The 23,093-nt window shown below is 65.6% G+C and carries 19 protein-coding genes and 1 pseudogene; 8 read left to right on the top strand and 12 right to left on the bottom strand.

Translation table 11 applies throughout. The features are described 5' to 3' along the window. Positions 1 to 245 precede the first annotated feature (245 nt). The 3 genes from JM949_RS03030 to JM949_RS03020 are packed head-to-tail and all read right to left on the bottom strand — an operon-like array spanning position 246 to position 5,604. On the bottom strand, positions 246 to 3,152 hold the full coding sequence (locus JM949_RS03030) for a Z1 domain-containing protein (RefSeq protein WP_203146936.1): 2,907 nt from the start codon (positions 3,150 to 3,152) through the stop codon (positions 246 to 248). Next, positions 3,149 to 4,132, bottom strand: coding sequence for a PD-(D/E)XK motif protein (locus tag JM949_RS03025; protein ID WP_203146935.1), 984 nt, complete (start codon positions 4,130 to 4,132; stop codon positions 3,149 to 3,151). Before JM949_RS03025 ends, JM949_RS03030 begins: the two co-directional genes overlap by 4 nt. Further along, positions 4,129 to 5,604 carry an ATP-binding protein gene (locus JM949_RS03020; RefSeq protein WP_309231974.1) on the bottom strand — a complete coding sequence of 492 codons (1,476 nt, stop codon included), beginning with the start codon at positions 5,602 to 5,604 and terminating at the stop codon, positions 4,129 to 4,131. Before JM949_RS03020 ends, JM949_RS03025 begins: the two co-directional genes overlap by 4 nt. A 354-nt stretch (positions 5,605 to 5,958) precedes the next feature. On the opposite strand from JM949_RS03020, the gene JM949_RS03015 reads away from it, so the two are divergent. Continuing rightward, entirely contained in the window at positions 5,959 to 6,888 is a 930-nt protein-coding gene (locus tag JM949_RS03015) for an Eco29kI family restriction endonuclease (protein WP_203146933.1), read from the top strand. Between the two features lie 40 nt (positions 6,889 to 6,928). On the opposite strand, the gene JM949_RS03010 is transcribed toward JM949_RS03015, so the two are convergent. Then, positions 6,929 to 7,354 carry a DUF4259 domain-containing protein gene (locus JM949_RS03010; protein WP_203146932.1) on the bottom strand — a complete coding sequence of 142 codons (426 nt, stop codon included), beginning with the start codon at positions 7,352 to 7,354 and terminating at the stop codon, positions 6,929 to 6,931. A 149-nt stretch (positions 7,355 to 7,503) separates the two neighbouring features. Here JM949_RS03010 and JM949_RS38955 point away from each other — a divergent pair, with 149 nt between their 5' ends. Both JM949_RS38955 and JM949_RS03000 read left to right on the top strand, forming a co-directional pair. Further along, positions 7,504 to 8,808, top strand: coding sequence for a DNA cytosine methyltransferase (locus tag JM949_RS38955; protein WP_309231973.1), 1,305 nt, complete (start codon positions 7,504 to 7,506; stop codon positions 8,806 to 8,808). Positions 8,809 to 9,200: 392 nt separating this feature from the next. Next, on the top strand, positions 9,201 to 9,602 hold the full coding sequence (locus tag JM949_RS03000) for a very short patch repair endonuclease (RefSeq protein WP_203146931.1): 402 nt from the start codon (positions 9,201 to 9,203) through the stop codon (positions 9,600 to 9,602). A gap of 194 nt (positions 9,603 to 9,796) precedes the next feature. On the opposite strand, the gene JM949_RS39535 is transcribed toward JM949_RS03000, so the two are convergent. Both JM949_RS39535 and JM949_RS02995 read right to left on the bottom strand, forming a co-directional pair. Next, the gene (locus tag JM949_RS39535) at positions 9,797 to 9,934 is read right to left on the bottom strand and encodes an HNH endonuclease (protein WP_407664684.1); all 138 of its coding nucleotides are present in this window, start codon (positions 9,932 to 9,934) and stop codon (positions 9,797 to 9,799) included. Between the two features lie 200 nt (positions 9,935 to 10,134). Continuing rightward, positions 10,135 to 10,425 carry a hypothetical protein gene (locus JM949_RS02995; protein WP_203146930.1) on the bottom strand — a complete coding sequence of 97 codons (291 nt, stop codon included), beginning with the start codon at positions 10,423 to 10,425 and terminating at the stop codon, positions 10,135 to 10,137. A gap of 201 nt (positions 10,426 to 10,626) precedes the next feature. On the opposite strand from JM949_RS02995, the gene JM949_RS02990 reads away from it, so the two are divergent. The 5 genes and pseudogenes from JM949_RS02990 to argS form a co-directional block, all read left to right on the top strand. Further along, entirely contained in the window at positions 10,627 to 12,948 is a 2,322-nt protein-coding gene (locus JM949_RS02990) for an ATP-binding protein (RefSeq protein ID WP_203146929.1), read from the top strand. After that, a complete protein-coding gene (locus tag JM949_RS02985; RefSeq protein WP_203146928.1) occupies positions 12,945 to 14,597 on the top strand; it encodes a DEAD/DEAH box helicase family protein in 1,653 nt (550 codons plus the stop codon). The genes JM949_RS02990 and JM949_RS02985 overlap by 4 nt, the downstream gene beginning before the upstream one ends. Positions 14,598 to 14,635: 38 nt before the next feature. Beyond that, positions 14,636 to 15,202, top strand: a complete 567-nt coding sequence (locus JM949_RS02980; RefSeq protein ID WP_203146927.1) for a hypothetical protein — start codon at positions 14,636 to 14,638, stop codon at positions 15,200 to 15,202. A gap of 138 nt (positions 15,203 to 15,340) precedes the next feature. After that, positions 15,341 to 15,757 (top strand): hypothetical protein, encoded by a 417-nt coding sequence (locus JM949_RS02975; RefSeq protein ID WP_203146926.1) that lies wholly within the window; start codon positions 15,341 to 15,343, stop codon positions 15,755 to 15,757. Positions 15,758 to 16,200: 443 nt separating this feature from the next. Next, positions 16,201 to 16,698: pseudogene (gene argS / locus JM949_RS02970) on the top strand (arginine--tRNA ligase domain-containing protein); the annotation flags it as partial. Here argS and JM949_RS02965 read toward each other — a convergent pair. The 6 genes from JM949_RS02965 to JM949_RS02940 form a co-directional block, all read right to left on the bottom strand. Then, a complete protein-coding gene (locus JM949_RS02965; RefSeq protein ID WP_203146925.1) occupies positions 16,631 to 17,119 on the bottom strand; it encodes a sulfotransferase in 489 nt (162 codons plus the stop codon). The pseudogene argS and the gene JM949_RS02965 sit on opposite strands and share 68 nt — an antisense overlap. A 229-nt stretch (positions 17,120 to 17,348) precedes the next feature. Beyond that, positions 17,349 to 18,800, bottom strand: coding sequence for a tetratricopeptide repeat protein (locus JM949_RS02960; protein WP_238432463.1), 1,452 nt, complete (start codon positions 18,798 to 18,800; stop codon positions 17,349 to 17,351). Continuing rightward, the gene (locus JM949_RS02955; RefSeq protein ID WP_203146923.1) at positions 18,773 to 20,074 is read right to left on the bottom strand and encodes a DUF4365 domain-containing protein; all 1,302 of its coding nucleotides are present in this window, start codon (positions 20,072 to 20,074) and stop codon (positions 18,773 to 18,775) included. Before JM949_RS02955 ends, JM949_RS02960 begins: the two co-directional genes overlap by 28 nt. Before the next feature lie 391 nt (positions 20,075 to 20,465). After that, positions 20,466 to 20,912 (bottom strand): hypothetical protein, encoded by a 447-nt coding sequence (locus tag JM949_RS02950; RefSeq protein ID WP_203146922.1) that lies wholly within the window; start codon positions 20,910 to 20,912, stop codon positions 20,466 to 20,468. After that, positions 20,884 to 22,059, bottom strand: coding sequence for a nucleotidyltransferase domain-containing protein (locus JM949_RS02945; RefSeq protein WP_203146921.1), 1,176 nt, complete (start codon positions 22,057 to 22,059; stop codon positions 20,884 to 20,886). The genes JM949_RS02950 and JM949_RS02945 overlap by 29 nt, the downstream gene beginning before the upstream one ends. A 3-nt stretch (positions 22,060 to 22,062) precedes the next feature. Further along, positions 22,063 to 23,013 carry a CBASS cGAMP-activated phospholipase gene (locus tag JM949_RS02940; RefSeq protein ID WP_203146920.1) on the bottom strand — a complete coding sequence of 317 codons (951 nt, stop codon included), beginning with the start codon at positions 23,011 to 23,013 and terminating at the stop codon, positions 22,063 to 22,065. Positions 23,014 to 23,093: the final 80 nt, after the last annotated feature.

The following is a 23,093-nucleotide window of genomic DNA, read 5'->3' as shown; positions in this document are numbered from 1 at the left end:
CCCGCAGGACACCGGAGTGACCGCCTCGCCCAGGGGCGGAGTGCCGCAAACTCGAAGGATCATCCCGATCGTCGCCGGCCCAGCAGGTCCGACGCACCCTCCGTTGCATCAGGACCCTCCTGTAGCCAGCCGCAGTTCGGGCAACTGTTCGCTGGCGGCGTGACCAGCAGTTACCCAACCACGCAATACCCTGGGTTGGCAGACGACACGACCACTCAAAATCTAAGGAATATTCACGCTTCAAGTCATCGGGACCTGTCAATAATTGCCTCATGATCAAGGGAGCCATCGATAGTAGAGAAAGTCACCAAACGACGATCCTCGCCGATAGCGGTAACAGGCGCGACGAGGCGGAACGCCAATGTGACTTTGTCTGACCGTAGTTCGTCACCGGGTTCACCGGGAACGGCCTTAGCGGAACGGTCATTGGGGCGGTCCACGGTGGGATAAACCATGACGGTGCCGGTGCGGGTGCCGACAAGCCGGTTAGCTGTCTCGTCACCGATCTCGGGGACTCCGATTTTGATCAGGCTGATTGGCCTGCGGTGGTCGACCTCGCTCAAGGTGCTGTAGTAGTCCCGACGTGGACGAGTACGCGCGAACACGCTGGTCGGCGCGTGACCGAGGATTCGCCGTCGGGTCGCGCCCCCAACCTGCTGCGGAAAGATCACAACCCATCTGTCGATCTGGTCTGGCGTTAGGGAACTGAGCCAGCGGAGGTCGGGTGTGAGATAGTCCGGCATGGCCAGCCAAAGCGATCCCAGCGCCGCAACGAGAAGTTGGTGGCTGATGGAACCGACGAACGCTCGGTAGTCCCACTCCCCGGAACCGCCGTGCAGGTGGGCCTCCTGGCTGGCGGCGTGCAGAACGGGAGCGAAGGCCTCTGTGTTGCGCCGTATGAGTGCCTCGTCGGAGGGGTAGCACCGAGGCTCGATCGGTGTTCCAGGCGAACGCCGTTCGGTCAGCACCGTGTTGTACATCTTATTGGTGGCGGTCGGCTTGAGCCAGGAAAGGTGTTGGGCGACCAGCGGTGGGATACAGGCAGGGGTGACCTGAGGGCGTCCGCCGATCGGCATCGCGTAGCGGCGCAACTCCCCGCGGAACGACTCCTCATCGAGGCAGCCCGCCTCGAATGCCTCGTGCAGTGTCGGCGTGATGTACAGGCGAACGAGATCTCGGTACCCGCCGCGAAAGCCGAACCATCGACCCATCTGCATCAGGGTGTCCTGCTGCTTGGTCATTCGGCGGTAGTAGGAGACCGTCAACCCTTCAACAGTGAAGCCACGCGACAGCTTGTTACCTCCGACAAGAATCCGCCAGACGGAGAGCTTGTCGAAGTTCACCTGTTCCTTGGCCCGTTCGAGCGCGGGTTCGCTGTTGACCACAAGGACGGGGTCGCCTGTCTCACCGATCCGTCGGACGGCTCGGGCGAGGTATGGAGCGAGGTCCTCGTACCTGTCCGGCATTGGGAGGTCTGGCGCCACGGCGCGGCTGACCGGCAGAAGATCACCCTCGTAGATAGCGCGTAGTCGATTGGCGCTGGCGGGCGAGTAGTATCCCGCAGCCTGCCAGAGGTCACGCAACACCGTGGCCTGTTCGCGATGGACGCTGCGCTTCATCCCCTCGTGAACGAGCATGGTGTGATGCCGGAACGGGCCGAGTCCTTGACTCTCTCTGTACAGCTTGACCGCCCCCGTCAGGACGAAGGCATCCAAGGCTCTCGACAACGACGGATCGTCCTCAGCGTCGTCATCCGGGAGGTACCGAACGTGCGTCGCGACTCGGGAGTTCGCGAAAGTACGGTTGGTGTTGCCGTCGAAGTCGTGGAATTCCTTCGCACCCATGTAGCCCGAGGGTTGGTCCAGTGCGATGATGAAATCTTTGGGGAAGATGTCCTCGGCATCGCTGGGATCGATGAAGACGTTCGCGAACGGTGTCGCGGTGTAGCCGACGTACTGGGCGCGGGGTAGAAGGGTGAGCAACTCGCCGATCAGCCGGTTGATGCTCGTGCGCTCCTTCTGATCTTCTTTCCATTTCCGCGGGTTGCTGGTGTTCGGGGAGGCCTGGTCGGATTCGTCGTCGATAACAAGGGCGGGAATCTCGCCGAGCCGCGCCGTTATCTTGCCGAGGTCTTTGACTAACTTCCGAAGGACCTGACCATTCTTTTTCATGACAACGAGGCGGGCCGGCGTCGGTATGAGATTGTCAGGGTGGAAGTATGGCTTTCTCGGGTCTCGTCGATCGAAGTCTAGCGCCGCGATCCCCTGTAACAGGCTATTGTAGTCGACCTCGCGGGTCGTCAGCCGAATGATGTCTGGATGTCCCACCCCTGAAGGCTGGACACCGTGGCGTAGGAACTTGCCAGCGAGCCAATCCGGATCGTCATGGTAGTCGAAGGACTCCGTGTCGTCTTCGCTGATGCCACGTAGGAGGTTTTCGCGACCGACCAGTTCCATGTCGAGACGTCGCTGCGTCTGGGTTCGAAGGAGGACCGTGCTTCCCGTGAGGACGATCACCAGGCGGTAACCCGCGTCGATTGCCTTTGCGATGACTCCAGTGAAATTGGCGGTCTTACCGCTTTGTACATAGCCCACCACGAGACCCTTGGCCTGATGCCTCTCGGAGCGGGTCGGGTCAGCGAGGCGCTCGACCACGCTCGTGGTCGCCGCGTCGAGGGCCGCGATTGCGTCACCATCGAAGCCCGACTTCTCCGCCAGGTAGCGGCTGTAGTGATCCCAGTAGAAGCCCTGGCCGTCGTCGGTGCGATCGGCATACCATGGATCCCAGGGTGCGTCGATAACGGTGAATGTGCTCGTGGCGATCGGGAACCTTTCGGCCAGGAACACGGCTGTCTTGTCATCGACGCGGAGCAGCGATGCGACGCGGTCGCGCCTTGCGGCCGTGTGTGGGTCTGTGCCCTCGATCCACTGCGCGTCGTCGGCGGCGTCCCATGTGGCGAGGCGTATCGCGAGTTCTTTGCGCAGCACGTCGTTGGGGTCAGCCGCCACCAGGTAGGCGCGCAGCGACGCGTCGGTCGTGACCACCGTCGCGTCGTCGGCGAGGAACGCCGCAGTGGTATGCAGGGCGCGAGGGCCTTTGATCTCCATGGCGCGAAGCGCCTCACGGTACGCGGTCGCCAGCGGGTCGTTCATATCGTCACCTCCGCTGAAATTGCTTGGGCCAAGAGAATCGGAGTCGGAGATGCGGCGGGCAGGCCGGTAAGGTCGATGCGATAACGTACGTCCGTCATGCGCGCGGAGTTGACTCCGATGTCGGTGAGCATGTTTGGCGTGAGCCGGGGGAAAGTCTGATCGACGAGGTACGCGGTAGAGGGGAATCGTCGGCGCCATCGTGTGCGGCACATGTCCGTGAAGGGGTCGATCCAGCCAGCGCTGGTCAATCGCCGATCGAGATCTTGGCGGAGGCCGGTCGGGGCAACCTCCCGGCGGGCGACGGCGACCAGCTCGCCCAGTCGCCAACCATCATCGGGGCCGGCCTCGGTGAGTTGATGCGACGCGAGGAACAACGGTCGATGGCCGGTTCCTGTCAGCTGCGTGAGTGACCCGACCCAATGCGTGCGCCGCTCTGCAGCGGTCGTCTTCGCCTCGACGTCGAAGCCATCGATACCGAAGTCGTGTTCTGCGGCGGTCGGTCCCCGCCACGCAGCGAGGGCCTTCGCGGCGCCCACGTGGCGACAGAGCCCGATGAACGTGAGAAGCTCACCGCAGAGGCCTAGCTCCCGCTCGCGTGGTAGTGCCCGTCGAGGTTGCAGTAGTTGGCCCAAGACATTGAGAGTGTCAGAGACCGCTGAGGTGAACCCCATCCCCTGGACCTGAATTCGGTCGGCGATCGCGCACAGTACCGGGTACGCGTCACTGAACAACTGCGGGTCGGTCACGCGGATCTCCAGGTATTGACCCTCGGTGCCGTGCCCGGCCGCCGCGCTGACATTCTCAAGTCGCACGCGAGGGGGGACCTCGTGAGTACCTCGGGGAGCGCGCAGCCCGATCATCGGTCCGCCCGGATTGATCAGAAGGGTTACCCAAGGCTTCCCGTCGATGGGATGCTCGATGTTCACGCCGCTGCGGAGATACTGCTCGAAGCTCGCGGGTGTCAGGTGACGACCGCTCACTCCTTCTCGCTCCGTGCTACCTCACATAGGACCGCTGTGGTGAGGACCTCCTGCCAGAGGGCGATGTTGTCCTTGTCCTTGGCGCCGAGGTACTCACCCTGAAAGACGTCCTCGACCAGCAGGTAGAGCAGCGCCTTGACCAACGGGGCGTCATTCAGCCCGCCCCGGCGACCACTCAGCACGGTGCTGCGGTACTGATCGTTAAGCCACAAGGTGCGGGAGTCGCGATCGACGGTGAAGAGATCTGTGCCCTCGAAACGACGCCATCGGATGTCGATCGGGTTCTCGCCCTCGACGAAGGGAACCTCATCCGCGATGGTGCCCTTGAGGGCAGGCTCGAAGCCGCGGCCGGGCGGCATCATCCGGCGACGGTTCCGGCTACGCTCCCGCGACGTTCGGTAGGCAGCCTCCGCGTCCCGCAGATAGTCAGCCATGGTCGTGCCGTCCTCGCCGCGTGCCTGTTCCGCGAGGTGAGCGAACTCGGGGCCGACGGTGACTCGTGACTTCTCCGGGTTCATATGGAACAACCCGATGATCTCGTCATCGATGTCTATCGCGACTCTGGCGAGCTGGAGACGTGGGTCCGGAACGGTCACGCCGTCCCAGCCACCCGCGTGCAGCAACCGCTTCCGTCGATAGAAGTACAGGCCTTGCCGCTGCACGACGCCGCCTACGAGCTGAAACTGACGGGTCTTCGAACGTCCGGGCCAGATGTGGCAGTCGAAGTGGATGGCGTGTCCATGAGCGGTCGCGGTCAATCTCTTCGGGTAGTCGAGGTGGCCCGGCTTTTGGTATCCGAACGGGTCGAGGGGAGTCACGTCGAATCGGGGGCCCGCCGTCGCTAGGTCGGTGTCCTCCGCGTCGATCCCGATGTTGATTCGTCCCTCCGCGAGAAGGCGATGCATGACAAGACCGAGATGATCGAGGATCCTGGTCATCGTCGCCGTGAGGAACCCCTGCACCCGTGTTGGATCATCGGTGGCGGGAAACCCGGTGACGTCGTCCCAGCGGATTACCGTACCCGTATCGCTCGACTTGAGATTCCACGAGCGATCGATTTCCTCGTGGGCGAAGTCTGGGGGGACGACGTCGCATTGGAAGTCTGTGCGGTCTCCGATGCGCCAGCGTCGTCCGACGACATGGCTGTCGGCGGTGCGCGATAGCACGGTTAGGCTGCGGGCCTGGCTGAACGAGGCCGCCTTCATTCCAAGGCCGAACTTTCCCAGACTGTCAGCGCCGTACGCGGCCGAGCCGCCCACCGTCATCGCGGCGTCCACGCGGTCCGCGCGAATGCCTCGCCCGTTGTCGACGACGTACAGCCCGCACAACCGGCCCCGCTGCTGCATGAATCTGATCAGAACGTCGCTGGCGCCGGCGTCGATCGAGTTGTCGACTAGGTCGGCCAGCGCGGTCTCGATCGAATGGTTGCGGCCAAGGCCGTCGAGCGCGTGAGGGTCGGGCGGCAGGCTCACCGAGCCGCTCGTCGGGACTTCCGTGCGCCAACGAGACACTTAACCCCACTTCATCATGAGCATGTCACCTGGCCTCCCGCCAGCAAGGGACAAGCTGGGGCGGTGGTGGTCACGTGCCGTTCACTTAAGGTAGCTGTGCGCGACATGCTAGCGAAGGATGGCCACGCACGGACCGACCGAACGGCTAGCTGCGGTGCCAGCGCTCCGGCCACACATGCCATTGGCTCATTGCCTGAGGGAGCCGCCAATGGCGGTCGAGGACTCGGCCGAGCCTCTGGAGAGCGTAGGAGATTGGGGACGGACGGCCGCGATCAGCGGCGGTGCTCTGTGTTGGGGTTCATGTAGCCTCGCAGAGTGTCTCCGCCGAACTCCGGTAGCGATCAAGGCCGGCGTCTTGTCAAGCAACTCGCGGCCCTTGTGGACGAGTTGGAGTCCGTAGCGCCGCCAAGCCGAACCGCCTCACGTAACTTGCTCCGCAAGGCGCTGACCGACGAGGTCGGGCGACTTGAACAGGCGGTGAGCCGCCTTGATCCCACACTGAGACCAAGTAGCCTCTTCGACCCCAGCGCTCCGAGTACCACCGGTCGTATCGTCGCGCTCACGACGATCGCCCAGCGTCGGCATCCGCTGGTCTCTCTGCAGCCCTTCTACGGAGCAGGTGTCTACGCGCTCTACTACACGGGCCCCTTCGACGCTTACTCACAACTGTCCGGTACCGAACAGCCGATATACATCGGTAAGGCGGACCCCAGGGACGCTGCGGCGAAGGATGCGGTCAGCCAGGGAACCACGGTGTTCGACCGCCTCAACGAGCATCGGCGAAACATCGCGAGAGCCACCTCGACGTTGCGCGAGGAGGATTTCGAATGCCGATTCTTGATCGTGCAGACGGGGTACCAGCGTGCGGCCGAGATGTTCCTTATCAACTTTTTCAAGCCCATTTGGAACAACGAGATGAGGATCTGCTACGGCCTGGGCAAGCATGGTGACAGCGCGACGACCCGCGCGAACAAGCGATCGCCCTGGGATACGCTGCACCCCGGCAGGCAGTGGGCCATTGCCCTGCTGGAGGATCAGAAGCCGGAAGACCAGGTCAGGCGCGAGATCGCGGAGCACCTGAGCCGAGTCCCGCCGTATCAGACGCGGGATGCCGTCTTGGCGGCGTTTCTCAGCGACCTTGGCCAGCTCGCTCCTGGTGGCTTCACCACCGCCGAGAACGACGAAGCATCCGTCGAGGCCGGGGGCGAGCCGCGTGGCGATCTGCCACCGGGTCAGTTGTTTTGAACACCGACGGCGAGCGGCGCCATGTGTACACCTGCTCGTTCTACGGCATCGTCGCTGACGCGAGGCGGCGTCGCAGGTCCTCGACGACGCTGAGGGCCTCTTCCTCTTCGACGTCGCCCGCCCAGCGATGGCGCCAGGCCGAGCCGTCGGTGAGGACCACGTCGAGTGCCCGCGTCGCCAAGTCCAGCAGCGACGAACTGACTTGAATGTCGCCGCGTCCGATGAGGAACCACGGGGCGTAGGCCGAGTTCGAGGCCGGCGCGCCGGTGAGCGACTGGAGCACGGTCGCGGCAGCGGCGACCGCGCGAGCGGCCTCGCCCGCTGTGAGGTTCGACCCGCCCACCACAGCCGCCGCGAGAGCCTGCCGCAGATGCTCGGTGCGTTGGTCGGGTGCGCTGGCCTCTAGGGTGCCGCACCACTCGACCGCGTCGTCGTTGTCGAACGGACCGAGCTGCCAGACCGCCATCGCACCTCCTCTGACCCGCGTAACCAAACCACACTCACGACGTCGACCACGTGCGGGATCGGTCGCCGCTCGTCCACACGCGTCGGGGCGAGCGGCGACGCGCCCAGAGCCTACTTCCAAGATCGACAACTCCGCGGTATGCTCCTGTCGTGTCTGAGCCGCCAGGAAAGCCAGTCAGAGACCGTACCTCGGTAGAGCTCTTCGCGGGTGGCGGCGGTTTGGCGATGGCCGTCCATCGCGCCGGCTTTCGTCCCCTTCTGGTCAACGAACTCGTCAAGTACGCGTGCGAGACCCTCAAAGCCAACGCGGCCACCCCCCGGGGCGAGACTGAACATATCCCCTCTCCTGGTGAGCGATGGCCTCTGGTCGAGGGAGACGTACGCGACGTCAATTTCGACTACTTGTGGGACCGTGTTGACTTGCTCGCTGGGGGGCCGCCCTGCCAGCCCTTCAGCCTGGGTGGCGTCGCCAAGGGTGACGAGGACAAGCGGAACATGTTCCCGGAGATGTTCCGCGCCATCCGCCAGCTTCAGCCGAAGGCAGTGATCTGCGAGAACGTGCGAGGCTTGTTGCGTCCGTCCTTCAAACCGTACTTCGACTACATCGAGCGGGAGTTGCGCCTGCCGTTCGAGGAGCGCGACGAGGACACCACGTGGCGCGAGCACGACGAGGTGCTACGGAAGCGACTCGACGAGGCCCCGACGGATCCGAAGCGGCGGTACGAGGTCGTGACCACGAGGGTGAACGCCGCCGACTACGGTGTCCCTCAGGTCCGCAACAGGATCATCATCGTGGCGTTCAGGTCCGACCTTGGTGTCGATATCAACCGCTTCAAGGAGGCCGTGCGCCCGCGATACTCGGAAGCGGCGTTGATCCGGTCAATGCTGGACGGCTCCTACTGGAAGCGGCATCGGGACGTCCCCGCCCATGTGCGTCGACGCGCCATGTCCCGATTGCCCGACCCACCACCCAAGGCCGACGACACGCGTCCATGGCGCACCCTGCGGGACGCCATCAAAGGACTCGACGGCCAATCCTCCCTTCCCCCAGTGCCGTGGGACCGACTCGACCGACGCGAGTACCACCTCGGTGGCGTCACCGACCACATCGGCTGGCCGGACGCCCGCATCTACGCCGGCCACACTCCGAACGAGCTCGATCGACCGGCCAAGACTGTCAAAGCCGGAGTGCATGGGGTGCCCGGCGGGGAGTCGGTTCTCCTGACCGACGAACCGCTACCCGAACCGGTCGACGGGGCTGCCTATCCGTACCGCCATCGCTACATGACAGTACGCGAGACAGCGCGAGTCATGACCTTCCCCGACACCTGGAAGCTCGCCGGCCCCCGTGGTGAGCAGATGCGCCAACTAGGCAACGCAGTCCCCGTCATGCTCGGCGAGTTCTTCGCCCGAGCCATCGCCACAGCCCTTGACGAGGCGGAGAGCAAGCCGTGACGTCATCGGCGCGGGCCGAACAGCACTGGGCGGAGAAGCCACCGGAGCCGAGGGCGTGGAAAGGGCGAAACGGCCGTAGCCGACGAGCGGCCGCGGCCGAGCAGGACCGAGCCGCAGGCGGGGCGGACCGTCGGTGGGTCGACCTCGGCGATGGACGCCGGGCACGAGCCTCCGTCGAACTCAAACTGCTACCGCGCACGCGGCGAATTCGCGCCTACCTGCGTTGGTCGGATCGTGGTCGCTCACCCGCCCGCTACCTTGGGCCGGTCGAACACGCCAGCCGGCCGGAGAATCTCGCCGAGGGATGGCGACTCGCGTGGGCGCGAGGGCTCCTTGCGGCACCGGACACCGCCCAGACCTCATGGGCCAAGAGCCCGGCGGTAAGAGCGGTGATGCGTGCCAACAAGGCCCGCGACACCGGCCCAGAACGACGAATTCGTACGCTGCTCCACAAGGCGGGCCTGCGATACCGGGTCAACGCTCGCCCACTACCCACGCTGCGACGCACCGCCGACATCGTGTTTCCCACCGCTCGTGTCGCGGTTTTCGTGGACGGCTGCTACTGGCACGGATGCCCCGACCACTACCGTCCCGCTCGAGCCAATGATCAGTTCTGGCGCGAGAAGATCGACGGGAACCGCGCCCGAGACCGGGAAACGGACCAACTGCTCGCCGATGCCGGATGGGTTGTAGTCCGAGCCTGGGAACATGAGGACCCCGTTAACGCAGCCGAACGCATCGGTCAGATCGTCCGCCGGGCGTCGCATGAGCGGCGGGCCGCGCGACCGGCCTGAGGTACGGGCGACACGCTGCGGTCGGCACCGAATGTACCTGCCGACACGGCGGGGAAGGACATCATGTCGTCCGGCCCGGGATGAGGATTAGGTCGCCGGATTGCGGCCAGAGGTCGGCGACGGCGGTGCGCCACCTGGACGGTAATGTTCAGGGATATCTGTACCCATTCTTCTGCCCAGGTGGGGGGCCACATTCAGCTCGTGTGGCCCACCGCGACAATCCTCGCCTTACAGGCATCATGGGTCGGGCAAGCGGCCAGCCCGTTACGCGGGTCGAGCCGTTCGGCGTGTGTGCTCACTCGCCACGGCTTGATGTGGCTGGCGACAAGCATCTGTCCCGCCCGGCTGCCCGATAGGTCGACTGACAACCCGCAGAACACGCATCCGTGCGTGGTTGCGGAGCACCTCCCCGGCGAACCGATGCTGACCGATCCGTAGTGCGGCGACCAGGAGACGCTCGGTCACCGGTTCCTCCAGGTCACTCCGCCCCGCATCCACCCCGCCGCCGGCGGCCGCACGGCGGCGGCGACATCTACCTCGTCCAACTCGCGCTGGCCGACAAGAACCAGTTCCCTGTCATCGTCAGTCCGAGGAAGTCAGGCAACGCCTCCGGCGTGATACCGACGTCACGCGCGGCCATCAGGACGAGCCGATAGACAGCGCCGAGCCGCCCCGGCTCGCACAGGAGCTGAGCCGCCACCTCGACCTCGCGCTTAGCGCCGTCCCGTCGGCTCCCGTCGAGGTTGGCCATCTTCGCCCCGGACCACCACCGCTTCCAACGCAGGCCCGTCAGATGCGGCAGCAACGCCGGAATGATCTCCATCCGGCACCCGACCCGAACTACGGACGAACGCGACTGACAAATGTGTGCCAGAGCCAAGGTTTGGGGCGGTGTTGACATCTGGATCTAGACTTCGAGTTCCACGATCCCTGGGCAGAGGACGCCCCACACGGTCCCCGCGCTTCTCGAGCGAGTCATCGCCGGCAGCGTCCACAACTCGTTGACTCGGGAGATAAGCGACCGATGACCGCTCGGCTCAGCAGCCTCAACCTCACGCCGTCGCCACGAATATTGGAGATGATCGCCGAGGTCGACCTGCAGCTTCATCAATGCCTCGGGGAGTTGATCGACAACTCGTTGGACGAGCTGATCGAAGCCTCGACGCGAGACCGATCGCTGGAGCCTCGGATCGACATCACGCTGCCGAGCTCCGGCGCGGCCGGAAAGTCGTCGGTCATTACGGTGGGCGACAACGGTCGGGGCGTGTCGCCCGAGCGACTGCAGCGGGCGCTTAGCGCCGGCACTTCAGGCAAGCAGCGCTTTGGCAGCCTCGGCCTCTTCGGCATGGGATTCAACATCGCCACGGCGCGTCTCGGAGCCGTCACCGAGGTCAGGACCGGGTGTCGGGGTGACGATCAGTGGGTGATCGCGACGATCGATCTCAGGGCGATGCAGCGCGAGTCCACCTATCAGGTCCCGTTGCGTTACGAGGACAAGTCGCGTGAAGAGCACGGCACGCTGGTCACCGTCACCAAACTTCGCGAAGACATGGTGACTCGGCTGAAGTCCACCCGCGCGATCAAGGAGACGATGAGCCTCTTGGGGCGCGTGTACACGTACATGCTGCGGGACCCACAGGCTGGCCACTCGGGTGCCGAGCTTATGGGTGGGGCCAATCAGCGAATGTACGTCAACGGTCGCCCGGTCGCGCCCCACCTTCCATGCGTCTGGGACCCAAGCCGTTCCGTGCCCTATAAGGGCTCGGACGTCCATGCCGGCGACAGAATTAACATTCCGCTCACCAACGCGTACGCCTGCATGAACTGCGGCCGCTGGTACAGCGTGGCCCACGAGGAGTGCGTCGACTGCGAGAGTACCGACATCGAGGAGCGGGAACGGCGGATCTGGGGCTGGCTCGGCATCCAGCGGTACGCCGACAAGTCCGACTTCGGACTGACATTCCTGCGCCACGGCCGGGCGATCACGTACCAGAACAAGTCCCTGTTCAGTTGGGAGACCCCGGACGGTGACTTCGAGCTGGAGTACCCGGTGGAGCTCGGGATGGGACGGATCGTCGGCGAGATCCATCTCGACCACGCGCCGGTAAACGTGCGGAAGAACAACTTCGATACCTCATCCCACGAATGGCGTTTCATGGTCGAGAAGATCCGCGGGCCGGAGCCTCTCCGGCCGCTGATCGCCATGCGCCTGGTCGGACGCGAGAACGCGTCTCCGTTGAGCCGCTTCTTCAACGCCTACCGCGAGAACAAGCCGGGACTTCGCTACCTCGTCCCGGGTAACGGCACAACCTCGATCCATGAGACCGCCAAGGGCTGGGCGAGCAAATTCCGCGCCAACGATCCCGAGTACCTCACCGATGAAAAGTGGTACGAGGCCATCGAGACGCACGAAAGGATCAAAAACGGTCCGCCGCCCGGTCCGCCGCCGGCGGCGGACGATGACCACTGGCTTGACGACGAAGGCCTCGGTCACCTCGGCGGGGAAAGGGACGAGCCGGCCGATGAGCCGGAACCGATCACACCGGAGACCGAGGAGGAGCGGTTCGCGCGGTGGCGATCCGCCGCGACGCTCTTGCCGGACACCGACCGGGAGGTGCGCATCGGCAACGCGCAGCCCGTTCTGCGTGTTTACGTCACGTCTGGAGTCGAACTGAGCATGGACGGCCAGAGACAGCCGTCCGCGATTCGGATCGTCGCCGGCGAGATCGAGATCTACGTCGACGCCGAGGCGACACTCATCCGCCAGTACGGATGGTCACCGTTGAACCTCGCCCTAGTCTGCTGCGCGCCACGACTCAAAAACGTCTACTCCGTCGAGGGATCCTTCGACAATCTGGTGACCTCGATCCTCGAGCAATTCCCCGACCGCCGGGTTGACGCCGCCGCTGTACGGGCTCGCGGCGACGCCCTGCTCGAGAACATGCGCGAGCGCCTCGCCCATCTCGCGCCGAAGAGTCCACACGCTTACTGGAGCGCCCTGTCCGCCGAAGCCAGGCGAGCCGCCGAGGCGATCGCGGTGAGCATCACGCCCGACGTCGACTGGAGCGGCGCGGTCGAAAATGGGGAATTCGCGCGCTATCTCAGCGCGGCAGGCGTCTACGACCTGGTGACCAACAGTCCCGCCCTAGTGCTCGACGCCAACTTATTCCGGACCACCTACGCCTCCCTCAGCGAGGACACCCAGGCGGATCAGATCTCCCGGATCGCAGCACTGCTGGCCGACCTGCGAAGGATGGTCGCGGGAGCGCCCCTACGTAAGACGCTGGAGCTTTCTCGGCTGCTGCTGACCGCCGATCTCCTCGACGACGAGATCGTCACGATATGACGAACTCGTTTCTCGACCCGGCGTTCCTGGTCGACGAGGGGCCGAAGGGCTTCACGCGGCAGCTCGAACGACTGCTTGGTCTCATCGCGTTCACTGAGGTCGTCAACGTCGACGGCCCAGGCGACAAGGGCGCCGACATCATCGCTCGCCTCAAGGGGCAGGACTGGGTCTTCCAGGCCAAGTGGAAGAAGTCGGGGTCAGTCGACTACGACGCCGTGGACGAGGCCCACACGGCGATGCGCCACTACGGCATCCACCGCGCGGTGGTCGTGACGAACAGGGCTTTTACCCGAAAAGCCCATGAGCGCGTTCAGGCGTTGCGTGACGTCGGAATCAACATCAGCCTATGGGATGGACGCCGACTCGCGACCGTCTATGACCGCGCCCCCGACAACGTCAAACCGTTCGACCTGCATCTGTACCAGGACCGCGCGGTGGAGGCTACGTGGGAGGCCCTCACCGACGCCGGCCAGGCTCTGGTATACCTGGCCACCGGCCTCGGCAAGACCGTCGTCGCCGGTCGAGTCCTGAGACGCTTCCTGCTGGCCAACCCGGGCGCGCGCGTGCTGGTCACCGCACACATGATCGATCTTGTGGAGCAGCTGGAACGCGCCATGTGGCGTGACATCCCCAAGCAGGTCCCCACGCGGATCCTCCATGGTGACTCGAAGCCACACGCCTTGCCCGGCGTGACCTTCGGCGTCGCTCCGACGGCCCGCAGCTACGTCGAGTCCGGCTATTCGCCCGGCCTCGTCATCGTGGACGAGGCCCACCACGTCGGCGAAACCGGCAACTACGCCTCGCTGCTCGAACGTTTGCCCGAGGCAAAGCGGCTCGGGGTGACCGCAACGCCGTGGCGTGGCGACAAGTACGACATCGAGCGGACGTTCGGAAACCCGGTCGTCCGGGTGTCCATCTCGCAGGGCATGAACCTCGGCTACCTGGCCGACGTCAAGTACAGCGTCTTCGCCGACAACATCGACTGGGACTTCGTACGTGAGGCATCTGAGCACGGCTACACCATCAAAGACCTGAACAAGCGTCTGTTCATCCCCGAGCGGGACGACGCCGTCAAAGGGCACATCGAGAAAATCTGGGACCAGACGCCGAACCCCCGAGCCATCATCTTCTGCCAGACGATCGAGCACGCGGAGCGGATGCGCGACTTGATCGCGCTGCGTCCCGGATGGGAGCGGGCGGCGACGCTGCACGCGAACCTGAAGACCAGAGAACGACGCAAGCGGCTCTTGGGCTTCCGCTCCGGCAATGTACCGATCCTGGTAGCCGTGGACATCCTGAACGAGGGCGTCGACGTCCCCGACGTCAACATCCTGTGCTTCACCCGGGTCACCCACAGCCGACGGATCTTCGTGCAGCAACTCGGGCGAGGCCTACGCCTATCGAAGGGCAAGAGCCGCGTGGAAGTTCTCGACTTCGTCAGCGACATCAGGCGCCTCGCCGAGGTCTACGACATGCGCGAGCAGGTGTCCGAGGCCGAGATCGAACAGGTATCGGTCGGGCGCAATCAGTTCGTCTTCGAGGACCTGCGCGTGCGGGACCTGCTGGAACAGTGGATGGCCGACGTCGGGGATCTGGGTGGCGCCGACGACAGCGTACGCCTCGAGTTCCCACCCATTGGAGGGATCTGATGGCGGCGCTTCCACCCCAGGTACGGACCGAGGTCCTGATGGAGATCGTCGGTCAGATGGACGCCGCACGCTGGGAGGAACTATCCGCAGCGGCCGCCACCGATATGTACAACCGCTTCGTGAAGGACCCGAAGATCGGCGGCAGACTGGCGCCGTTCATGACGGCGCATCAAATCAGGGTCTGGATCAAGGACGGGCCGGCGAAGGAGTATCGACGCGCGCTCGAGGGCGTCGGGACGATCGCGACCTTCACGAAACGCGCCTACCCCGGCCCAGCGTCCGTCGTCCGTCTCGCGCTCGGAGACCAGTGGTCGCCCAGGCCGGACACGATCGAGATAAAGCCCATGAGGTGCTTCGCCGACGGCCCCACCGGCGCGTCCATGTTCATCATCTGGGGGCCGCTCACCGCCCTTCAAAGCCTGATCTGGAACTCCTGCCTGGTTCGCGCCCGCGATCCACTTCAGCCGATCACCGTGGTCATCACCAAACCCAACAGCGCGCCCCTGCCGCCCGCCGACTGGGAGTTGGTAAAAGCGCTCAGCGCCATCGTTGACGCCAACTGCCATCAGGTTACGTACGCGGTGAGCCGGAAGCCTCGAGACTAGGCTGCGGGCCGTACCTATTGCTCCACCCCGGGTCGACGCATCACCGCTGGCGGCATCGATCACAGGTCGAGTGCTACCAGGTCGAGGCGTTCGAGGAGGCTGGTTTGCGGGCGTGGTTGGTCCGAGTTCTGCCAGTCGTTGCCGGAACGGTGCAGTGTCGCGGTCGCGGTCGGCGACGTCGCGCAGGTCGGTGAGAAGTTGGACGGCGGTGTTGTAGTCGCGGGGTTTCTTGGTGGCGATGAGGTCGTTGACCTGCTGCCACACGCTGGGTTGGCCGACGGCGAGGGCGTCGAGTCGTCTTGGCGTGTCGCGGTCACCGACCAGCTGCCGGCTACGGGCTTCGACGTCGGCGAGGTGGAGCGGCGGAACCGGAACCTCACCCGACTGGGCGACGCCGTCGGGGTGGTCAAGACTCACAACATGGTGCTCGACACCACCGCCCCCGCCGGCGCCAGCAGCCCGCTCGCGACGGCCGCTGACATCGCCGGTACCGGGGACAGGGCACACGGTCATCTCCGCCTGAGTACAGCGCGAGAGCGACATCATCAGGGCTGACCGTTTCCTCCTGCGCCGCGCAGAGCAACACCCACCAGCCTGGCCAGCGAACCAGTCCACGCAGGAGTACGGGAGGCCGGGTGCGGTGAACCTGTCTCGCGGACGCCGCCAGCGGCGGTCATCGCCGCAGCCAAGCTCGTCTGCCGGCTGGTTTCAGGAATCCCGCTCCAACGTAGAACCGCGTGAGCGCCGCTGCAACTTGCGGAGAACCGAAGCAGTCGCTACCTGCACCTGCGGCTGCCCGTAAATCGCCCCTTCCGTCCTCAGAGGAGCTCCGGTCCTCCGGGGGATGGCTCTACGTCGGACCCTGCTGATTCACTGGCTACAGGGGCATATTGATGAAAGAGGCACGGCGTGACCAGTCAGCCCGACGAACCGCAGCGCCAGCGCCCGGGTAACGAGCCGGCTTCACGTGCGGAGGCCGATGCTCTGCTGCGTAACGGGACACGGTCAAGTTGGTCGACCTCATCGACGAAGCCGTGGCGCGGGCGGCGGCCCTTGTTGAGCAGAAGAATCCCGATCTTGGTGAGGGCGGAGCGCTCCGAGGTCGCTCGAGTGGTCGGCATCGGCGCGCTGAAGTACGCCGATCTGTCCAACGACCGGAACAAGGACTACGTCTTCGACTGGAAGCGGATGCTCTCCTTCGCGGGCAACACCGCCCCTTATCTGCAGTATGCCCGCGCCCGGATCCTGTCGATCTTCCGACGGGGTGACGTCACCCCCTCAACGGATCTCGCGGCGATCAACGTATCCGAGCCTGCGGAACGTGCGTGGCGATCGAGCTACTCGCGATCGAGGGCGTGATCGCCGACGTGGCGGAGTCGCTGGAGTTCCACCGCCTGGCGACGTACCTGTACGGGCTAGCCACGACCTTCACCGCGTTCTACGAGAAGTGCCCCGTGCTGCGAGCCGAAGACGACGTACGTGACAACGCCAGCGCAGCAGGTTCGTGGGGGTCTTGTCGATGACGATGGGCTTGCCCGAGCGGAGTAATTCCCTGTGCAGCACCCTGTCCCACAGGAGATGTTCCAGCTCGCGCGTGCCGAGGACGGCAACCTCCATGGCGAGTCGCGCGAAGCGGCTTTCTATGCCGACCGCCAAGTCCACCAACTGGAGTTCGTGGGGAGCGTGCAGTTGGGAGTGGGTGTTGAGAATGCACCGCAGCAGTGTTGATCCGGATCGGATCGAGCTGAGGACGAATACCGGTGAGGTGACCAGGCGATCTGTGACCGTCACTACGTGCAGCCCCTGTCTGCCACGCGAGTCGGAGCATCTGCCTCTTCGCCAGTTCGCGGATCTTCTGCCCCGTACGGAAACGTGCAACGCTGCGAGCGCGCTCACGATGACATTGACGTCGGACATACCGCCGGTTCGGAGGTCGTCCAATACATTGCCGGCGCGATCCTGATCGAACTTCAGGCCGTAGCCGTTTTGCCGTAGAACTTCAAGCGGTCCAAGTGCTCGCGCAGCCGTTTGCTACCGATACCGGCCGATGCTGGCCTGCCTCGAAGAAATCGAGGAAGCGGACCGGCCCATTCCAACGGCGCCCTCGACGGTTAGCCGGGAGGAGCCGATACCCGGTCAGCTCGGCTTATTCTGACGACTGCCTCAGTTGCAGCAGGAGCTTCTTCGCTCCGGGCGCCCCGCTGTCGATAGCTCGATTCACCGCCGCCTCGGCCTCCGGCCGGTCGCCGGTCTTGATGGCCCATCCGGCCATCGTGACCAGAGCGTGGGTGTCGCCGGCGGACGCGATCCGTTCCAGCAGTCTCTTCGCGCCGGCATGGTCGCCGCGTTGGTATCGCGCCTCGGCGACCCAACGCCATCCGCTGTCCTTCGGTCCCAGGTGTTCCAGCCGTGCGTACGTTGAGGCCAGATGCTCGGCGGTGCTCTGGTCGCCCGCCTGCTCGTACGAGACGGCCAGCCGAACCAGTGCGAAGACTTGCCCGACGCTGGTGAGCCGCCGGTAGAGTCGGCGCGCGGCGCGGACGCGACCCTGCCGCTCGCGGAGCTCTGCCAGCTCGAACAGGGACCAGTGCAGGCCGCCATTGAAGGCACGCCAGAGCAGAGCCGCACCTCGGCGCTCGTCACCGGACCGCGCGAGGACATGCCCGGCCACACGTTGGGCATTGGGATGGCCCGACTCGATCGCGAGGTCGCAGTACCTCCTGACGAGCGCGGGGTCGTTGGCCGTCGTGGCGAGGATGACCATCTCGGTGATCGCGTCGTCGAAGCCGAGTGCCATCGCGCGCCGCATCACGGCGAAGGCGCGTGGCAGGTCGGGGCCGGTGTATCGCCACGCCAGGCCGGTGAGCGCCTCCCGGTTGCCGTGCCGGAACGACTCCTCAGCGAGCCGGAGAGCTTCGTCGTGTTCGTCGCGTTTGGCGAGGTCGCGGGCCTGGTATTCCACCTCTCGCGCCCCGCCGTTGGTCAAGGCGGTCTGGTAGAGCTCGTCGGCGACCTCGTAGCGCCCTTGGCGTGCGTGCACTGATGCCAAGCCGACGAGGGCGTGTGGGTTGGCGCCGTCATCCGCCAGGGAATACCAGGCTTCGGCGGCGTCGTAATCGCCCGAGTCCTCACATCGGTGGCCGAGAACCAGCTGCGACCGGGTATCTCCGTTCTCCGCCGCGAGTTCGAGGTACGGCGATGCCTCGTCGCGGCCCTCGTCCTCTTCCACCATCGCCGCGAAGGTGGCCAATCCGGCTCGATCACCGCGGACCGCCGCCTCCAACGCCAACCGGTGGGCGATCTCCCGCCGATCGCGCCGGTACGCCGCCCTGGCCATGGCCGCCGCATCCCCGCCGGTGACGTCGTCGCGCAGCGCGGCCGCCCAGAAACCGTCCGGTGGGCGGCTGCCCTGGCGGGTGCGCTTGCCGTGCTGCTCCAAGTAGTCGGCGAGCCGAAAGTCGTCGCCAGCCCGCGACAACGGTCCCCGGGCGCCCTGACACAGCGGAAGTAGATACTCCTTAAGGGCACGGTCGAACCAGTCGATCGGCAGGGTGGCGCGTTGCAGGTCGGTCAGGTAGGACTGGGCCGCAGCAGCCAAGAAACCCATTGGTAAGACTTCACCCCAACCGAGACGGCGGGCGTCCATCGCGGCGTGCAACACGGCTCGGGCCACCGGGTCGGCCGTTCGATACCGCTGGATCTGCGCGGGGCCGCCGGCGAGTACTGGGTGATGTGCCCTTCCTCGGCCCGAGCCAGGGCCTCGGCGAGGCGGGCGTCGGTGACTGCGGCCTCGGCGAGTCGGCCCGACTCGACGGCACCGAAGGTCTCCGGGACGGGAACCAGGTTGCCCGCGACGAGGATCCGCGCGTTCGGCCGGGTCTCGCTGCCGATCTCGACCTCGGCCGGGGCCAGGCGCAACCGATACTCGTGCCAAAGCGTCCCCAGGATCAGTACGGGGGCGCAATCCGCGCTGCGGAGCGCTTCCAACAACCCGGCCGCGATCGTTTCATCCCGGCGAACGTCGTCGGTGTACAGATAGCGAGGCAACTCGTTCAGCCACAGCACGGTATGCGCCCCAACCGACGGCAACCGCTCGACCAGCTCGTCTGGCGACGCCGGGTGCCACAGCCGCCAATGGCACGGCAGGCGGTGGACCTGTTCCCAGGCCGAGCGGGTCTTCCCCGTCGAGGAGTTGCCGAGCAGCAGTGCGATCCCGCTGACGCCAGCGGCCGCCTTCTGCACAATCTTCTCGAGATCACCGTCGTGCTGGCGGGGAACGTACGGCGGCAGCTCGGGCAGGCCGGTTGTGTCGCCGAACGGGGTGATCGCCTCGTGAACCTCAAGGGCGAATGGGCTCCAGGCCTCGGATATCAGACGGCCAGGGCCCTCGTCCATGCCGTACGAATAGCAGGGCTTCATCGCGCGCTGCAGGAGCTCGGGGGCAGCGGAGGCATCGAACACCTGCCGGCGCTTGTCGATCGTGACCGTACGGGAGGCCCGTCGCGCCGGATCCGCAAAGGCGGCCTGGATGTCGACCCACCAGGCCTCGTTGTCATCTGGGTGCGATAGGACCAGGATGACCGTGGCGTTGCCGCCCAGCCAGTAGTGAAGGTCGCGTTCGCGGCAGGTGTAGCGGAAGGACGTGTCGGTCTCGCCCGGGAACGGCAGCGTGCTGGCCTTGCTCTGCACCAGCAGCGTCAGGTTGAGAGCCTCTTGAGTAACGGGATCGACGAGCTCGATGCGGCCGTCAATTCCATGATCGAGCCGGTGTGGTTCGAAGAGGAAGCCCATCGCGGTCACCCGGGTATGGATCAGCGCCACGCCAGCCTCACCGATAAGGGTTTGCCGGCTGACCTTCTTGCTGCGAGACACGACCCGTCATCCTCACGGCTCGACGCGAAACCTGACTCCGGGCGAGTATGCCTCGCGGGTACGACGACTCCGACGGCGGAGCGCAAATGTCGGCCACCCGATATGGCCAGAACGTCGCCGCAGGACAATGGGGGAATCTGGATATAAAGGCGGGACTGCGTAGATTTCGGCTTCGGCTCACTTTCGGTGGCAGCAGAGAGTAGCGATCTCAACGGGCTGGGTGGTGGCGCTGTTTAAATTGGTACAACCAGGGCAAACAGGGCAGCAAGTCGGGGTCGCGCGTCTCCGGCGAAGACCCCGAGACAATCAGCGTCATCGGTCCGCGCGTGCATCTGCAAGGTCGCTACGGAATGTCACCACCGAAAGTGAGCCAGAGCCCACACGTCGGTGGTCAGGCGCCACGGTTCGGTCGGTAGTGCACTGCCCCTCCGGTCGCGTGAGTGTGGCCGCCGCCCGCCCAATACCCGATGATGAGCCACAGCTCGTAGTGCAGGAGCCATTCGGTGGTCCAGGGCAGGATCGTGGTCGCCAGGAGCATGTGGTGTTTCCACTCCCCCGGGTAGTACAGGCACAGCTCGTCGCCGGGGTAGACGTGCGGGAGCGCCTCCGCGTCTGGGTGCAACTCCAGCACGGGAGGGTCGATGACGGTGACCTTGGGACGGAGTCCGTGCCGGTAGGTCAGACGCACGGTGTAGGTCCGGCTGGCCAGCGACGGCTCAAGCCGGACGGTGCAGGTGAGCTCGCCGCCGCGGACGGCGCCTTCGGCGTCAGGCAGCACGGTGGTGATCGCGACGAGCTGCCTGGTGAGGTTAACCGCGCGGGTGGGGATGCTGACCATGGAATGTGTGTCGTGGGACGCGCGGTCCGGACGCGGTCGTCGTGGTGAGCAGGCCGCCGGTGGCCATGTGCAACTTGCCGGTCTTCACCTCGATGGTCCGGCGCTCGGCAAGCCGCTGGAAGGAACGTTGCACGGCGTCGGCGGTGAAGCTTTCCGACATCCGGGCGGCGAGGGCCGGGAGTCCCTTGTGCTGCAGATGCACGAGCTCGTCGAGCAGCACAGCGAGGTCGTTGTGCCAGTGGAGGAAGGCTTTGCGCCGCTCCGGATACTCGTTCCACTTGTCGGCGAAGTTCTCGTCCTCGTGCGCCGGGTTGGGCACCCAGAACTGGCCGTGGCGGTTCTCGACGTACGCGTTCATCCGGTCCATGACGGCGCGGGTGGCGGTGAAGAGGTCGGACTCGCCGAGGTAGGCGCGGGCGGCGAGGGTGGTGATGAGGATCGACGGGGGCCGGTGCTCAGTGTCGTCGGCGAAGTACAGCATGGCGTGCCACTTGAGGATCTGCACGGCCCGCTGCAGGGTGCTGCGCACCTGCCAGTCGGGCACGTCGGCGACGTTCGCGTGCCGCTTCGCCTCGACGAGGCGGCGATCGAGCTGCGACTGCTGCTGGAACCAGGTGGCGTAGCCGATCGGGTTGGAGTGCTGCCACAGCCGCAGTTGCTTGTCGGTGAGCAGGATGCCGGTGGGCGGCAGGTCGACGTCCGGGATGGTCGGCAGGACGTCGAGGTGGAAGCCGTCGTCGGGGTAGCTCAGGGTCCAGCAGCGGCGGGTGGACTCGCAGCTGGCGGGGCCGTCACCGTGGCCTTGGCGGTGCTTGAACCGCACGAAGGCGTGCAGCATGCGCCCGACGCGCTCTTTGAGTTCGGCCTGGGTGGTGGACTCCTTAGCGATCGGCAGCCAGCACACCAGGTCGATGTCGTATTCCCCGGTCGGGGTGTTCGGCCGCACGACGGTGCCGAGCCGGAACGAGCCCTGCGGGTAGATGCGCCAGTCCGGGGTGCCGTGCTCGGCCAGCCAGGTGCCGACCTCCTCGTACTTGTCGACGGCGAGCTGGTACAGGTGCGGGGAGATGTCGAGGGTTTCGACGGCGCCGTCGAGCAGCATCGACAGCATCTCCTCCATGGTGTCCATCTGTTCCACGGTGTGCACGGGTCAGTCCTTCCGGGCCGGGTAGTGCGGGACGTACGCCGGCGCGGTGTGGTCGGCGAAGCAGCGGGTGAATGCCGGTGATGCGTCGCGGCTGTGGTGCCCAGCGAGGCCGATCAGGGCGTCGGCGTCGACCTTGTCCAGGGCGAGCGCGCCGGTCGGCACGGTCGGGTTGAGCCGCAGGACGTTGTCCTTGCCCAGGAAGTGGCGGACCTGCTTGGCGGCGCTCTCGCTCTGGGCGCGCATGAGGACTTCGACCGCGTCGCGCGCCCAGGGGAACAGGCCGCCCCGGTCGAGGCGGCGGCTGCGGTGCCGCCGGTCAGTCGTGGTGCCGAGGCTGAACACCCGGATCTGCTCCAGCGGCACGCCGAGCGGGCCGACCGCTTCGGTCAGCGCGACCATCGCCGGGTTGTTCGCCCAGATACCGCCGTCGACGAGCCGCGCACCGCCCAGCGGCATGCCGGGCAAATAGGTCGGCGCGGCGGCGGTGGCCATGGCGACGTCGACCGCACGCTCACGCCAGTCCCGCTTCAGGGTCGGCAGGTGCGGGGTGCGGAACAGGTAGACGTCGTCCGCACCGATGTTGTACGAGGTGATCAGCAGCCGCTTGGCGCTCTGCCCGAAGGTGCGCTCGCCGAGGACCTCGGTCAGCGCGGTGCGCAGCGGCTCGGCGGCGTGCTTGGCGCGCAGCAGGTGCCGCACGCCGCGCAGCCGGCTGCGGTCGCGGAAGATCCGCGAGCCGTGGTCGGTGTAGAACTGCAGGATCTCCCGCGGGGTGAGGCCCAACCCCAGGCCCAGCGCGATGATCCCGCCGGTCGACGTTCCGGCGATCAGGTCGAAGTGGTCGACGATGCGGATGTCGAGGTCTTCCTCGAGACCCGCTAGGACCGCAGCCGAGAACATCCCCCGCAGCCCGCCCCCGTCCAGCGACAGGATCTGGAACCGATCGCCGCTCACTGGCCGTACCCTCTCCGTCACCTGCGTGCCTCCGTCTCGGGCCGAGCCTGTTGTCGACCTTGCTCTCACGATACTTCACG

This window comes from Micromonospora tarensis (assembly GCF_016803395.1).
Taxonomy (GTDB): Bacteria; Actinomycetota; Actinomycetes; order Mycobacteriales; family Micromonosporaceae; genus Micromonospora; species Micromonospora tarensis.
Note: the sequence above shows the minus strand (reverse complement) of the source record. Positions and strands in the feature narration are given on the sequence as shown.